The sequence below is a fragment of the [Ruminococcus] lactaris ATCC 29176 genome (assembly GCF_025152405.1).
Lineage (GTDB): Bacteria > Bacillota > Clostridia > Lachnospirales > Lachnospiraceae > Mediterraneibacter > Mediterraneibacter lactaris.
In genome coordinates this window covers 1,005,520-1,019,506 of record NZ_CP102292.1, presented here as the reverse complement: position 1 = coordinate 1,019,506, position 13,987 = coordinate 1,005,520, and the positions used below count along the sequence as shown (strand labels likewise).

9 protein-coding genes are annotated in these 13,987 nt (G+C 42.4%); 3 read left to right on the top strand and 6 right to left on the bottom strand.

What is annotated here, in order from left to right:
- Positions 1 to 3: 3 nt before the first annotated feature.
- The 5 genes from NQ541_RS04715 to NQ541_RS04695 form a co-directional block, all read right to left on the bottom strand.
- Positions 4 to 9,375, bottom strand: a complete 9,372-nt coding sequence (locus NQ541_RS04715; RefSeq protein ID WP_259936570.1) for a DUF6531 domain-containing protein — start codon at positions 9,373 to 9,375, stop codon at positions 4 to 6.
- Entirely contained in the window at positions 9,359 to 10,015 is a 657-nt protein-coding gene (locus tag NQ541_RS04710) for a hypothetical protein (RefSeq protein WP_147644477.1), read from the bottom strand. The genes NQ541_RS04715 and NQ541_RS04710 overlap by 17 nt, the downstream gene beginning before the upstream one ends.
- Positions 10,016 to 10,023: 8 nt before the next feature.
- Positions 10,024 to 10,737 (bottom strand): class B sortase, encoded by a 714-nt coding sequence (locus NQ541_RS04705; protein WP_005609637.1) that lies wholly within the window; start codon positions 10,735 to 10,737, stop codon positions 10,024 to 10,026.
- Positions 10,738 to 10,960: 223 nt separating this feature from the next.
- On the bottom strand, positions 10,961 to 11,293 hold the full coding sequence (locus NQ541_RS04700; protein ID WP_005609635.1) for an acyl-CoA thioester hydrolase/BAAT C-terminal domain-containing protein: 333 nt from the start codon (positions 11,291 to 11,293) through the stop codon (positions 10,961 to 10,963).
- 116 nt (positions 11,294 to 11,409) lie between these two features.
- Complete coding sequence (locus tag NQ541_RS04695; RefSeq protein WP_005609633.1) at positions 11,410 to 12,252, bottom strand: DegV family protein; 843 nt, start codon at positions 12,250 to 12,252, stop codon at positions 11,410 to 11,412.
- 218 nt (positions 12,253 to 12,470) lie between these two features.
- On the opposite strand from NQ541_RS04695, the gene NQ541_RS04690 reads away from it, so the two are divergent.
- The 3 genes from NQ541_RS04690 to NQ541_RS04680 all read left to right on the top strand — a co-directional run bounded on the left by NQ541_RS04690 (position 12,471) and on the right by NQ541_RS04680 (position 13,563).
- Positions 12,471 to 12,980 (top strand): TetR/AcrR family transcriptional regulator, encoded by a 510-nt coding sequence (locus NQ541_RS04690; RefSeq protein WP_005609628.1) that lies wholly within the window; start codon positions 12,471 to 12,473, stop codon positions 12,978 to 12,980.
- A 68-nt stretch (positions 12,981 to 13,048) separates the two neighbouring features.
- On the top strand, positions 13,049 to 13,291 hold the full coding sequence (locus NQ541_RS04685) for a hypothetical protein (protein ID WP_005609625.1): 243 nt from the start codon (positions 13,049 to 13,051) through the stop codon (positions 13,289 to 13,291).
- Positions 13,291 to 13,563 carry a hypothetical protein gene (locus NQ541_RS04680; protein ID WP_005609623.1) on the top strand — a complete coding sequence of 91 codons (273 nt, stop codon included), beginning with the start codon at positions 13,291 to 13,293 and terminating at the stop codon, positions 13,561 to 13,563. The genes NQ541_RS04685 and NQ541_RS04680 overlap by 1 nt, the downstream gene beginning before the upstream one ends.
- Positions 13,564 to 13,641: 78 nt before the next feature.
- Here the strand turns inward: NQ541_RS04680 and NQ541_RS04675 are convergent, their stop codons facing one another.
- Entirely contained in the window at positions 13,642 to 13,863 is a 222-nt protein-coding gene (locus NQ541_RS04675; RefSeq protein ID WP_005609621.1) for a hypothetical protein, read from the bottom strand.
- Positions 13,864 to 13,987 lie beyond the last annotated feature (124 nt).

Here is a 13,987-nt window from a genome sequence, read left to right as displayed (position 1 = left end):
CTCCTATGGATTAATCCATGCATCTGATATTCTAACAGTTCCGTCTGACAATTTATTATAAGTAACCTCAACCTCATATCCATCTATTATCTTCTTTTTCGAGAAAACGCTTTTATATGGTCCTTCCTCTCCATTTTCCATTACATCATTAACAATATTTTTTATATCGTTCCAATTTTTATCAGGAACTAGCTTTTCCCAATTGTGGTTAGAACCTTTACTACCATTAACCATATGATCAATTTTATTTTCTGAAAAGTCATCCAACTGTTCCATGTAGTTTTGAGAAGATCCACGTATATTCTTTCCTGATTCATCACCTTTACTACTTTCCGATTTCTGAATCCGTACATCAAACATATTCCTTAAAGCATCAAATGATATAGCTAAACCTGAACCTGCAATGCCAATTCCTTCTGTTGCAACCGGAATACTGATTGCACTGGATGAACCAACGCTTGCTATTTCACTTCCACCACCCGCTAATGTTAAGAGCAGTCCTCCGCCCGTCGTAACTATACCAAGTCCCAACTGCAAACTGTCTTTCCACGTTCCCGTATAATCAATACTGATATTGATATTAGGAAGTTTCTTTTTTAACTGCTCTAATTTCATCTTGCCTATGGTTATTGCACTTATCCCGATCGCAATATTAGCAGCCTTGACAGACTTAACTGCATCTTTCTTTATACGATTTGCCGTAGTACAAAATTTTCTTACGGTTTTCTCTATTGCCTTTGTCCAGGAATTTCTGATATTTCCAGATTCTTTCATTTTTGAACTAAACCAGTTATACCTGGACTGTCCAAAGCGTTTCGCCCGTTCATAGGTCGATGGCCGATAAAAATTACTTTTACTGCTTCCTCTGCTGGATGATGAATATTTTCTGTTTCCTGCGTTACTTCCTCCACTTGAATACCTTCCCCCTGATGAAGATTTTCCGGATTTGTTTTTTTCTGATGAGCCACTACTGGATACTACATTTGTTAGTGCCTTTTTTGCATTTTGATAGGTATTGGATACCCAGTTTTTCGCCTTATTATAGGTGTTTTTCACCCATGTTTTGGCTTTATTATAGGTATTTTTTACCGTAGTTGTAACTTTTTTTGCCGCTGATTTTATCTTACTTAAGATTCCATGTCCACTCGGATCACTGTAATTCACCGGATTGTTTTCCGCATAGGTATACAGGTTCTGGCTGAGTGGTTCTAACAGACTTCCCAAATAGCTGTCCTGTGTCAGGAAGATTCCTTCCTCTAGATCATAATATCTCGCTCTCAGGTACTGGTTTCCGGTCGATGCATCGATATATTCCGCATTGTAGGTATACGGATTCTGTATCTCTGTATTTCCACTTACGGAGACATTGCCAAATGCATCATAGCTGTAAGCTGTCTCAAGTATTCCTTCTGTGTTTGTCAGATGATCTACCGAACCGGTTCCGGTATAGCCATAGTAATACGTATCTGTACCGTCACTGTAATCCAGTCTCTCATTTCCGTAGGTATAGGTCTCTCTTACCTTCCCATTCTCATCATAGGCTGTCAGCACCTGCGTATACTGCTGATTGATATCATTGACGTAGTTCCGGCTTTCAAAGTAATCATAGGTGTCTGTCACAACCTTGTATGGGATCAGTGCCTGGCTTGTCTCACTCGGATAAGTGACTTCTCCCACTCCCGGCATGTTCGTAATGCCGTCCGGGTTTACCACGATTCCCTCTTCATCCGCCCGGTCTTTCGCGATCTTTCTGTGATAAGCTGATACCAAATCTTCCCAGAGTTCTCTCCATGTCTGACCGATGGACTCTTTGGCTACCTGGAATCCCTGCAGGAAGTTCTGTCCGAATCCGTACCAGAACATAGATCCTTCTCTTCCCTGGTCAGAGGTCTTCGGAGATTTCTTTTTCTCCTTGAAGAGCTGATACTCCTTCGTATCTTCCGTGCGGTTCGCTGTGAACATCCGGTTACTGTCTCCGTCATAGAGTGCCGCCATCAGAAGTCCTTTGTCATCACGTACGGCTATCAGACGATTCTCCGTATCATAGGTATAAGTATGCGTCTTTTCATCCGCATCTAATTCCCTTACACGGTTTCCGTTCGCATCGTAGATATAGGTTGTCTCTTTTCCATCCTGCTCGCTTGACACCAGTCGGTTTGCCGCGTTGTAGGTATTCTTTGTGATAGTTTCTGTCGCCTGCTCCAATGCGTTTTCCGTACTTTGGCGGACTTCGATCTTGTTTCCTGCTCCGTCATAAGCGTACGTCACTCTCTGGATCACTTTATCTTCTGAATCCTTCATCACAATCTCGCTGAGCTGTCCCGCCGCATCGTAACCGTAATTAGATACCTTAGTCTCTTCCTTCGTTTTAATAGACTCTGTCAGGATATAGCCCGACAGGTCATAGGTATAGCGGTAGGTTGAGATTGTCTTTCCTTTTGCATCTCTGTTCTGGATCTCCGTCACCTGATGTGCGGCATCATAAGTAAGCTTTGCACTCGTTTGGTTTGCACGCAAAACTTCTGTCATATTTCCAGCCACGTCATAAGTATAACCGGTCTCTTTTCCTTCCCGATCTGTGACTTTTATCAGCCGGTCCAGTGCATCATATTCATACTGTACTTCGCTTCCGTCCGGATAGATCAGCTTCGCAAGATTTCCGTAGCTGTCATAGTTATATAAGATAACACTTCCGTCTCCCTGCTGTACGCCCGTGATCCGTCCATCCGCATCATACTGATAGGTGGAAGTTCCGGTCAGATCAGACATGGAAAGGCGTTTGCCTTCTTCATCATAAGTATACAATACCTGTCCGTCTGCTTCTTCCGAGTAATCCGTCTGAAGAAGTGCATCCAGCTTGTTATAGTCATACTGAATCGTATTTCCGTTTGGACGGGTGATCTTTTCCAGACGGTTATTCAGATTATAACTGTAGCTTTCTGTTTCTCCCAGCGCATTGGTTCTTGATGTCTGGTTGGACAACAGATCATAGGTGTAAGTCATCTTGTTGCCATTTCCGTCTGTGGTAGAAATCAGATTGCCTACTTCATCATAGGTATAAGTATTCCGATTTTCATAGCTTGCATCTCCTGCCATCGCTTCCGTCAGCCGATCAGCCAGATCGTAAGCATATCGTACCTGTCTGCCTTCTCCATCGGTAACAGATATCACATTGCCGTTTCCATCGTAAGCGACCGCTGTGGTATTCCCATTTCCGTCTGTGGAGGATAGCAACTGTCCTTTCCTATCATACTGATAGGTAGTCTTTGCTCCGACCGCATCTGTTTCCTGCACCAGACGGTTCATGTTATCATACTTTTTCGTCTCTGTTTGCCCTAACACATTGGTCAGAGAAGTCAGATTGCCATTGGCATCATACACATAGCTGGTCACACGGGTATCATTCACCGTCTTTTTCGTCAGGTTGCCAACGCTGTCGTAAGTATAGCTTTCTTTTCTTCCTGCCGGATCCAGTGTTTCCTCCAGTCTGTCCAGCTTGTCATAGCTGTACCGCATGGTATTTCCCATCGGTGATACCTGTGAAGAGAGATTTCCGTTCTCATCATAGGTATAAGCGGTTTTCTGCCCCAGTGGATTTTCTACACTTTTCAGTCTGCCCATGATGTCATATTCATAAGATATGCTCCGGTCTGACTGATCCGTCTCACGGATCAGATTGCCGGCGATATCGTAAGTATAAGACTTCTTCAGCCCCTGTGGTGCCGTCTGTCCTGTGATTCTTTCCAGCTTATCATAGGCATACGTGTATTCTGCTCCATTTGGAAGGATTTTCGATGTCACCTGTCCATGCAGGTTATTTTTATAAGAGGTTACATTTCCCAGCGGATCGGTTTCTTTACTCAGTGATCCGTTCCCGTCATATTCATAGGCATATGTTCCGCCATTCGGAAGGGTCTCTCCCACTTTCCGGTTCATGTTGTCATAGGCAGTTTCCGTTACATTTCCTTCTGCATCAGTATAACGGATCTGATTGCCCGCTGCATCGTAAGCATAACTTTCTTCTCCGCCCTCTGCGGTTGTTATTTTTGTAAGTCTCTGAAGGGCATCGTAAGTAAACAGCGTGTCATTACCATTTTTATCGGTATGTATCACCGGAAGAGACAGTGCATTATAGCCATATGTTTCTGTATTTCCATTGGCATCGGTCACACCGGTCAGATTGCCAAGTACATCATAGGTGTAACTTGTTCTCTCCCCTGCCGGATTGATTTCTTCTGTCAGCTGGTTTAGCACATTATAGCTATACTTCCAGATTCGTCCGCTGCTGTCTTCTTTCTGAGTGACATTTCCATTGGCATCATAGGTATAGGTTGTAATTTTTCCTTCTGCATCTGTGGCTTCCGTCAGATTGCCCACCTCATCATAGGTATAAGTGTTCTTAGCTCCATCTGCTTCCACGACTTTCACCAGCCGCTGATACTTATCGTAGGAATACCTCGTCTCTTCTCCGAATGCATTTGTTACAGAACTTTTATTTCCATATACATCATACTCATAAGTCTCTTCAAAGCCTTCATTGTCCCATGTATGAGTCACTCTTCCCTTGGCATCATATTCATACTCTGTCACCAGTCCGCTGCTTCTCGTCTCTTTCACCGGCTGATTTAAACGATTATATTCATATTTTACCGTTGTTCCGTCCGGCGCTGTGATTGTATCGTACAGACCTGTGGCAGTGTATGTCATCTCATAAGTGTTGCCGCCACCATCGGTCACACCGGATGGCAGACCCTTCTTGTTATAAGTATAGGTGATCTTTCCGCCCAGTGCGTCTGTCAGTTCTATGAGTTGTTCCATCTGATTGTAACGATAAGTTGTTACATTTCCCAGTGCGTCCGTCACTGTCTTCGGCTGGTTCTGCTTGCCGAACACTGTACTGCTTGTATTTCCGGCGGCGTCTGTCAGTGAAGTCTGGTTTCCGTTTCCATCGTAAGCGACTTTCGTTGTATTGCCCAGTGCGTCCGTCAGTTCCAAGAGTTTTCCATCACTGCTGTAGTGGTAAGTCGTCGTATTACCGTTGGCGTCGGTCATCTCTTTTAAGTGTCCCAGCACATCATATTTATAAGACACGGCTGTTCCATCCGGGTAAGTAGTCTTTGTCCGGTTATTCAGCTTGTCATATTTGTACGATGTAACAAGCCCGTCAGCATCCTCTGTCAGGACATTTCCATTGTCATCATAGGTGTAACGAATGGTAAGTCCTCCCTCATCTGTGTAAGAAGTTGTTCTTGCCAGTTCATCATAGGTATAGTTGTCACTGGTTCCTTGCGGATATGTGATCTGTGTCGGAAGTCCATCCTCCTGAAATGTATAGGACACCTGTTCTCCTGCGGCATCTGTGACAGAATTTACCTGATTCTGTGCATAATCATAAGTATAACTTGTTGTATTTCCATTTTCATCCGTCTGCGTCAGGATATTCCCAAGTGCATCATAGGTGTAGGTAATGGTATCTCCTGCCGCATCTGTTTCTGTCAGTTTGTTGCCTCTTACATTATAGGTATACGTCGTTGTATTCCCTTCCGCATCGGTCAGGGATGTCTGATTGCCGACTGCATCGTAGGTATAGCTGTATGTTCCTCCTGTGCCGTTGTCCGCTTTGATTTTATTTCCCATCCCGTCAAAGGCGAAAGATACGGTGTTGCCATTTCCGTCTGTAACTGCCGTCACATTTCCGGATGCGTCGAACGTATACCCTGTATGTTCTCCGTCTGCGGTTGTCTCGCCGGTCTTTCGTCCTTCTGCATCATAAGTACAGGATGTCACACCGCCCAGTGCGTCAGTTATCTCTGTCAGAAGTCCATGTGCATTGTAGCTGTAGGATGTCCTGTTTCCCTTTGCATCTGTCATCGTAATCAGCCTTGCACCGGAATAGGTGTAGGTAATGGTATTTCCATTGGCATCGGTATCTGTCAGGATTCTTCCCTGTGCATCTACGGTATAAGTATGTTGTAATTTTCCGGCAATTGTTATTGTCAGAAGATTACCTGATTTATCATAGGTATATTCTGTAGCAATTCCGTCATATCCGCTCTCACGAATGACATGATGGTTCTCGTCATAGTCCCAGGTCTTTTTCTTCCCATCAAACCGGGTCTGAATGGTTTCATTTCCTGCCTCGTCATACTGATGCCTGGTTGTATGGCCCAGTTCGTCTGTTTCACTTTCCAGCTGGTTTTCCGCATTGTATTCCATAGTACGGGTCGTGCCGTCCGGATTTTTTACTTTGACGGTCCGCATCTGATCATCGTAATAATAAACCGTCTGATTCCCATTGGCATCGGTCGCCACGGTCTGTCCATCTTTATAAGTGAGACTTGAGACTCCACCATTGGCATCGGTCTGAGTGGTCACTCTTCCCTGATCATCATACACATTTTGGACAATTCGCGTACCGTTCGCATCATACCATGCGGTCATGCGATGAGCGTCATCGTATTCATACTTTGTCACCGCTCCGTTGGCATCTGTGTAAGAGATCAGATTTCCGTTCCCGTCATAGGCATAGGACAGGGTACTGCCGTTCGGAAGCTGAATTGCGGTAATATATCCTTCTTCATTTGTTGTAAACTCGTATTTTGGTCCTGCCGGAGATGTAATCTCCCTGAGATTATAATTGTCATCATAGGTAAGGACGGTCTGGTTTCCTTTTTCATCTTCGATGGAAGTCAGCATTCCAAAGTAATTAAATGTTTTTGTTACATTCGTTTCATCTGTGATGGTGTACTGATAGACCGGATAGCTTTCTTCTCCCTCCCCAAAGTCAAACATGTTTTCTTTGATCTTCTTTCGGTTCAGTTTCAGTTCATAACCATCCGGTGCTGTATATTCCCCGTCTTTTTCAGTAAAGAGCAAAATGCTTCCATCTCCCCGGTGATAACACAGATTACCGTCTTTATCTTTTGTGATCTGTTCGGTGTAATCAAACGACCACCCACGACCGAATACACTGGCGAGTTCTGCTCTTTTGGAGTTGTAGTTCCGTTCAATCACAAAATCATCCGTGTAATCCGGAATGGACACATCGGTACGGTTCAGATAGAAATTTCCGGTATTTAAATTCACCGGTTCAAATCCAAATTCGCAGTGCAGTCCTCTTCCCATCAATGCCGCATCAATCTTTGCTTTTTCTGTATCACCCAGTGCCGGTGGATTATATGGAACGGTCGCATTCTTCTTTGGATTACGAATAAACAGAGTATTATTCTCCACCAGAAGCATATCCTGTACCCGGTTGTCGTGCATAATCTGGGCAAGCGGTATTCCATAATAATTCGCAATCTTCGGAAGCGTGTCATACTGTGTCACTTTATAAATGGTAAAGTCATCACTCTTTTTTGTCTGGCCCGTGATTCCATCCTTCGCCGCCGTCCCATTGATGTAATAAAGCACATTGAATTCCGGCTCTGTAAAAGGATATACCGTCTGCCAGTTCCCAAGTTTATCTTTATATTTCGTCGTCTCCTTAGAAAATGCACTGTCAAAACTGCTGCTGTCCGGATATTTATAGGAATAGCTTGCCAGAGAAACGCCCTGATAATCTTTTTTCTCATCATTTAAGGCATAACCTACCATAGCTCCCGGTGTTGCGATGCCATCTGCAAACACTCCCTGGAACTGCAGTTTTCCGCTCTTATCCGTCAGTACCATGCTTCTGAGTGCAACTGTCGTATCGTTAAGTCCGTAATTTAGATTCACCGGATCCGGCACACTCCAGTTAATAGTGATACTTGGGCGTTTGTCCCAGGAAAAATCCACCTGTCCGCCCGTTCCTGTAGAATATGGCGTGTAGAATGCACCTCCAAAATCCGTCTCATTCGTTGCCATAACAACCAGTCCATTGTTATCTGTAATCCCCTGTACCCAGTTATTCACCGTTTCCCTGATATCAAACTGGTGCATCCCATGTTTATGGACAGACACTGCATTCTCTCCTGAAGGTTCCAATGAAAGTCCCACAGAATTATCCCATGTAAGACTTCCTGCATTCCATGGGGAATTGATCCGGTAACATGCAAAGGTTGCATTTGTCTGCGGATAATCCACATACTGATATACATTCAGGCTGGCACTGTCAATTTTTGCTTCTGAAGGAATACTCTTCCTGAAATCGTAATTAACTGCAAAATACATTCTGCTCCGCCCAATGTCCTTTGCCCCCGGCACACCAGTCATGGCACTGGTGATGTATCCGGCATAGCCATAACCGGCTCCATGATAGGTTCCATGAACTGTACTTGTTGTGACCTCAATCAGGCTTTCTGTCGGAATCGTAACCGTCGGATCGATTTTTACAGGATAAACCCTTTCTTCTGCCTGAAGCCAGTCTTTGTCTGCACGGACTGTAATCACATAAGTATGATCATCGGATTGTTTCTCCGCTGTCATTTCAATTTTCTGAGACTGACTGCCATCAGAATCAGACATCAAAGGTGCAGACAGGACAAACAGGATGGTGTTCTTACCCTTTTCACGAATGAAGATCTGGTTATCTTTGCATTCTACATCATATCTCTCTGCATCAAAGACATAATGGAATTCATTCTGCTCTGTTTTCTCCCGTAAGATAATGTCTTCCTTCACTCCAGTCGTATCCACACTATACTGTACATCAATATTTTCCTGAACATTATTATAAAGCAGTGCATGATCTTTCGTTGTTGCATTCCCATAAGTTCCTTCCTGCGGGAAAAGTTCCAGTGTATGTTCTTTATTCGTAATTTCAATCCCACGTTCCTCTGTAACATTCGCCGGAAAACTAACATCTATGCTGCTGTCCTTTGGTTCATAGATAAGGTCCAGATTTGGGTCACGAATCTCTTCTTCTGTCGGAATTTTTACTTCCTCTTTGCCTTCTATATCCTTGGGTATTAAAGTAAGGTCAACCGGACGCATTTCCCCGGAAGTTGATTCATAGGTATTCGCTTCCGATGTAAGCAATGTAACATAATGAGTCGCATCCACCTGGAATACTTTTTCATGTTCTTTTACTTCCACTGGCTCTCCGTATAACCCTGTCAGTTCAACTTCCTTTTCATCAGTATATTTCGTAATTTCAGGCAGACGCAGTGAAACCTGTTCTTTTTCATTGAATGCACTTTCTACCAAAACTTCTGCATCTTTTAAGTTCTTTTTCAAATCATCGTTATTCTCTGCTGACTGCTCAGGCTGCACCTGTCCAACCGTTTCCTCATACTGCTTCTTATATAATTGTTCTGTCTGATATTCATCATATAGATTTGAAACTACTTTTTGAGTTTCTTCCGCTAAAACCGCCATATCAGAATCTAATAACATACATCCAGTAACAACGAATACCAAAATTCGTTTTTTCCATTTATCCCACTTTTTCATTTATATTTTTCCTCCATGCACGATTACCAAAATAGACAATCAGCCCCATCAAAAAGATACACTGACATAAAAGTGTAACTCCACTTTGAAGATTTCTCTCAGGCAAAAATGCAGGCAAAGTCATTATCACGCACAACCCAAGAAGTACTGCGATCGCTCTTTTTCCCATGAAAATATCTTCTTTCCAATTTCTTTCATAAAATTGTTCCATCAATAAGTAAATAAACCCGACACGTATCATGTTCTGACAGAATCCGGATAACAGATAGATCAGCCATTTTATCTGTTCCTGGTCCAATCTGCCTGTCTTTGCAATCCCCCATCCAATGCCTCCCATTATACAGCTAACCACTAACTGACCAATTAAATACAGCATTCCACAACGTATCATTACCGATTTACAGAATTCTGTTTCCCTGGAAATATATTTTTTGAAAAGCAGGTATAACAGGATGATCCCAACACAGAAACACACTCCTCCCAGTATCATGTGCAGTGGTCCAATACGCCGGTCATAACTCCACTGTCCCATAAAATACGGAAGTACTATAATTCCTGCTATTCCAATCGAAAACATGCAGCCAAACGCACTGCATAGAATCGTTTTTCTGTCTTTCGCATATACCATACATTCTTTCATATCGTTTCTCATTCCTCTTGATTCTTTTTCTCACATTCTACTAATATTCCCTGAACCAGACACCTCTTCTGTTTATCATTTCTCGTACATGTAGATAAAGTCAACAATGGAGGAGTAATCTCGGTTTCATCTTGTATTACTCCACCAGAATCTGCCACAAAATCAGGTATTTGCCGTAAATAATCATTTATTCCTTCTGTTGTACTAAAATCATAGGATGTCAGAATATGTTCTGCTGGATGTTCATAAGCAGCAATAATATGGTATGTTCGCTTTTCTTCCGGAGTAAATAGAAACACCTCATTATACTTTTCAAAGTAATCTCTGTCCAAATATTTATCCAGGCAACCAAACATACTGCCATCTTTCATATGATGTCCATATAGAACTGTATTCGGACTGGAAAAATCTTTTCCGTTAACTTTCTCTGTATAAATTGCCCCATAAATGTTCGACTCTTTATCAATATCGTGGCTCAGATAATATCCATCCTCGTCCCCCTGCACGACCGGATAGTCAATTTTTGTTCCCGGAATCCGAATCCACGCATATACATCCGCATTTCTGTTTTGCCAATAGTTAAAATCTATCCATTCCTCCGGCTCTGTTTCTTCACAGAATTGTTGGTATACTTTTGCAGTCTTATCCCGGATAGCTTTCCCAAAACAGAAAATGCACGTACACACAATTCCTGCAGCTATTACTTTCATGACCTTTTTCATACTTTTCCCACCAGTCTCCTTCCTCTATAGTACAACCTTAATTCTTCAAGCAACTTTCTCTCCACATTTCATATAATCAGGTTAAATATATTGTATTTTATAATTCACATCTTTTCAACCAATATTTAATCTCATGTATAAAAAATGCCAGGCACTGGAACTTCCCTGAAAATTTCAAATTTTCTCTTCCAGCCACCTGACACTTTTCACTTTTCTTTTTTTTCTAATTTTCTTCCCGCCATTCTTTTAATGCAGCCGAAAGTCTCCGGTCAATATCTTTCCTTGCTGCCTCACATTCATCCGGGTATTCCTTTGCCGCCTTGAAAATAAACCGCAGCACAAACTTAAGTCCCACAGGCAATACCATGCGGAGCATGGATTCCGGTAATACAAAATGCGTCCCATGCTCGTATACAAGCGGTACGTATTCACAGGTATGTGGGCGTTCTTTCAGCCGCCTGTCCATACGACGGATATATTTTCCTGCCTCCCAGAAGGAATCATCCTCTGCACCTACGAGGAACAACCGTCCTTTTATATTCTCAACTTTGATCATTTCCCTGCCATACGAAATCACTGGCTGTCAATCCGAAAGTCAGTGTGATCTTCAGAAAATAAGATCCTTCCTTTCACCATGAAATCGATCTGCTCTGTTAGCCTTTTATCATATCATCATGATTCCACAAATACAATTCCATAAGCCTCCGGACCGATATAAGTTGCGATTGTTGCACCAATCTCTTCCGGCTGCTTCATTTCTACTTTCAGATCTGCCTCCTGAAGGGTGGCCATGTATTCCCGGCAGTTCGTATCATCCTGAGAAAAAAGCGGGATTGCCTGAAACTCAGGATCTATTTTACATTCTTCTGCCAATACTGCCATGTCCCGCATCGCTTTTTTTGCTCCCCTTGTCTTTTTTACGACCTCAATTTCTCCTTCTTTTGTAAAAGTAATGATTGGCTTGAACTGAAGTTTATTTCCAATGGCTGCTACAGTCTTCGGCAGTCTTCCTCCTCTTGCAAGGTATTCCAGTGTATCCAGGCATGCGATCAGTCTGACTCTTGATCGGAATTTTTCCAGTTCTTCTGCAATCTCTTTTCCACTCATTCCTTTTTCACGTAACTCACAGGCATAAAATGCAATTTGCTTTTCCGCAGCAGCCGCACATTTGGAATCGATAATATAAATTCCTTCATAATCTACCATGGACTTTGCCAGCATCGCCCCCTGATAAGTTCCTGAAAATCCTGATGAAATCAGAATACACACTACTTCTTCTTTCTTATTCTTTGCTTCTTCAAAAATCTTCACAAAACATTCCGGTGACGGAAGGGATGTCTTTATATTCACCCCATCCAGAAGCATCTCCCAAAATGTTGTCATTGGTATCGTCTTATCATCAATATACGTCTTCTCGCCACATAAAAGCGGCATTGCGATCAGTCCAATCTGCTTCTCTTCCATTTCCTGCAATGTGATATCTGATGCGGAATCTGTAAAAATTCTGACACTCATTTTTCAACCTCTCTGACCGGGCTTCCCCCCGGCTCTCTTTCACTTTGTTTATATATTTTGACTTTTATCTGAAATGCAACTATAATAAATTAAATCATCATTCTATGCTCAATGCAACAAAAGTCGCAGAAAGAAATTATAAATTCATTTACCGCAAAAGGCAATAGCCTGTCCGGTATTTGCAACTTTTCCGCTCAAAAGTTGCAGAAAGGAGTTTTATGGGACAAAATGCAAAAGCTACTGACTTTTTAAAAGAATGCATGGCAGATGCATTGATCCAGAAAATGCAGGAAAAGCCATTTGAAAAGGTCACTGTAAATGAAATTGCGGATCTTGCCGGTGTGAACCGTTCAACCTGGTTTCGGAATTTTAAAACGAAAAATGATGCCCTCTCTTTTAAGATTGTCATTCTCTGGAACAGATACCGAAATGACCATGGTCTCTCATCTGAAAAATATACTTTGGATAATGCCCGGGATTTTTTCGCATTTACTTATGAGAACCGTTTCCTGTTGCAGCTTGCGTATACCGCCCAGGTTCAATCCTCTATCTATGATGGTTTCTATCAGATTATGATGTCACAATATGACGGGTCTGCCTATGAATGTTATCGTGGACGCTTTTATTCTTACGCCCTTTTCGGATTACTGGATGAATGGGTCAAGAGAGATTTTTCTGAATCGCCTGCAGATCTTTCAACAATATTTCATAAAATAATACAATCCTGAGGATTGCATTCCGCTGCCTCCATGCGTATAATACTTTATGTAATCTGTCGCAGAAAGTGGGGAACATCATGAGAACAATGGATTTTACAACCGAGCAGCCTGACTGCTGCCAGGTGGGTGATTATCTGGAAGTCGAAGAAAATCAGCTTCCCACATCCTACTGGTATATGCTCGAACATGCTTACGGTGCAAGTACAAATTATAAGAACCGTGAGCGTCTCCAGACCCGCAGAGGCAAGGTCACTAAGATATGGAAAGATGACCGCTTCAACTACATAACTTTGGAATTTGATGAAGAGGATGTAAAGTAATGTATAATAAAGATGATATTGTGTATATTTTAGAAAATGATCAGGTCGTCCGCAAGGCAAAGGTTGCCGGAAGACAGGATGATCTTTATATCGTTCAGTTGATCGGTTCCTGCGGTGCGATTCATCTGCCGGAAAGCCGGCTGTTTGAAAGTGCTGAAGCAGCAGAAGAAAACCGCCAAAAGACGAAACTGAACAGTGCCAATGTCAGAAATGACTTTATCAGTAACCGGCCTGACCCGTTCGACCGCTGGATCAACAGTCAGAAATTCTGATATTTTATCGCAGGTTGTATTTACCAAATAAGGTTAAAGAAGTTATATAGAAAAACTTCTTTAACCTTATTTTGCTCTTTATTCCTTTTTTTCTGCTTTTTCCCCTGTCTCATACGCTCTGATTCTGCGAAGCAGCTTTCTGTATAATTCATCCTGAAGCAGTTCCCTATGCTCATATGAAACAGGGTAATCATTCAGAAAGTCCGGGTGTTCTTCTATATATTTATCTCTTTCTGCCTGCCCGGCATTCAATAAATATTTCTCATAAAAATCCAAATCATCCAACTTCCTTTGATTCATGCCTACTCTCCTGACTTCAAAGTATGCCTTCTAAAGATCCACCACATTTTTCGATCTATTCACTAATCCTCATCTTAGAGTTTCTATCTGTAATTGTCAATAGAATTTGACTGGTAATATTTTC

What these genes read in the sequence shown, in the direction of transcription:
- NQ541_RS04715 (WP_259936570.1), bottom strand. Translation starts at nt 9,375, where the DNA reads ATGAAAAAGTGGGATAAATGGAAAAAACGAATTTTGGTATTCGTTGTT.
- NQ541_RS04710 (WP_147644477.1), bottom strand. Translation starts at nt 10,015, where the DNA reads ATGAAAGAATGTATGGTATATGCGAAAGACAGAAAAACGATTCTATGC.
- NQ541_RS04675 (WP_005609621.1), bottom strand. Translation starts at nt 13,863, where the DNA reads ATGAATCAAAGGAAGTTGGATGATTTGGATTTTTATGAGAAATATTTA.
- NQ541_RS04700 (WP_005609635.1), bottom strand. Translation starts at nt 11,293, where the DNA reads ATGATCAAAGTTGAGAATATAAAAGGACGGTTGTTCCTCGTAGGTGCA.
- NQ541_RS04685 (WP_005609625.1), top strand. Translation starts at nt 13,049, where the DNA reads ATGAGAACAATGGATTTTACAACCGAGCAGCCTGACTGCTGCCAGGTG.
- NQ541_RS04695 (WP_005609633.1), bottom strand. Translation starts at nt 12,252, where the DNA reads ATGAGTGTCAGAATTTTTACAGATTCCGCATCAGATATCACATTGCAG.
- NQ541_RS04690 (WP_005609628.1), top strand. Translation starts at nt 12,471, where the DNA reads ATGGGACAAAATGCAAAAGCTACTGACTTTTTAAAAGAATGCATGGCA.
- NQ541_RS04680 (WP_005609623.1), top strand. Translation starts at nt 13,291, where the DNA reads ATGTATAATAAAGATGATATTGTGTATATTTTAGAAAATGATCAGGTC.
- NQ541_RS04705 (WP_005609637.1), bottom strand. Translation starts at nt 10,737, where the DNA reads ATGAAAAAGGTCATGAAAGTAATAGCTGCAGGAATTGTGTGTACGTGC.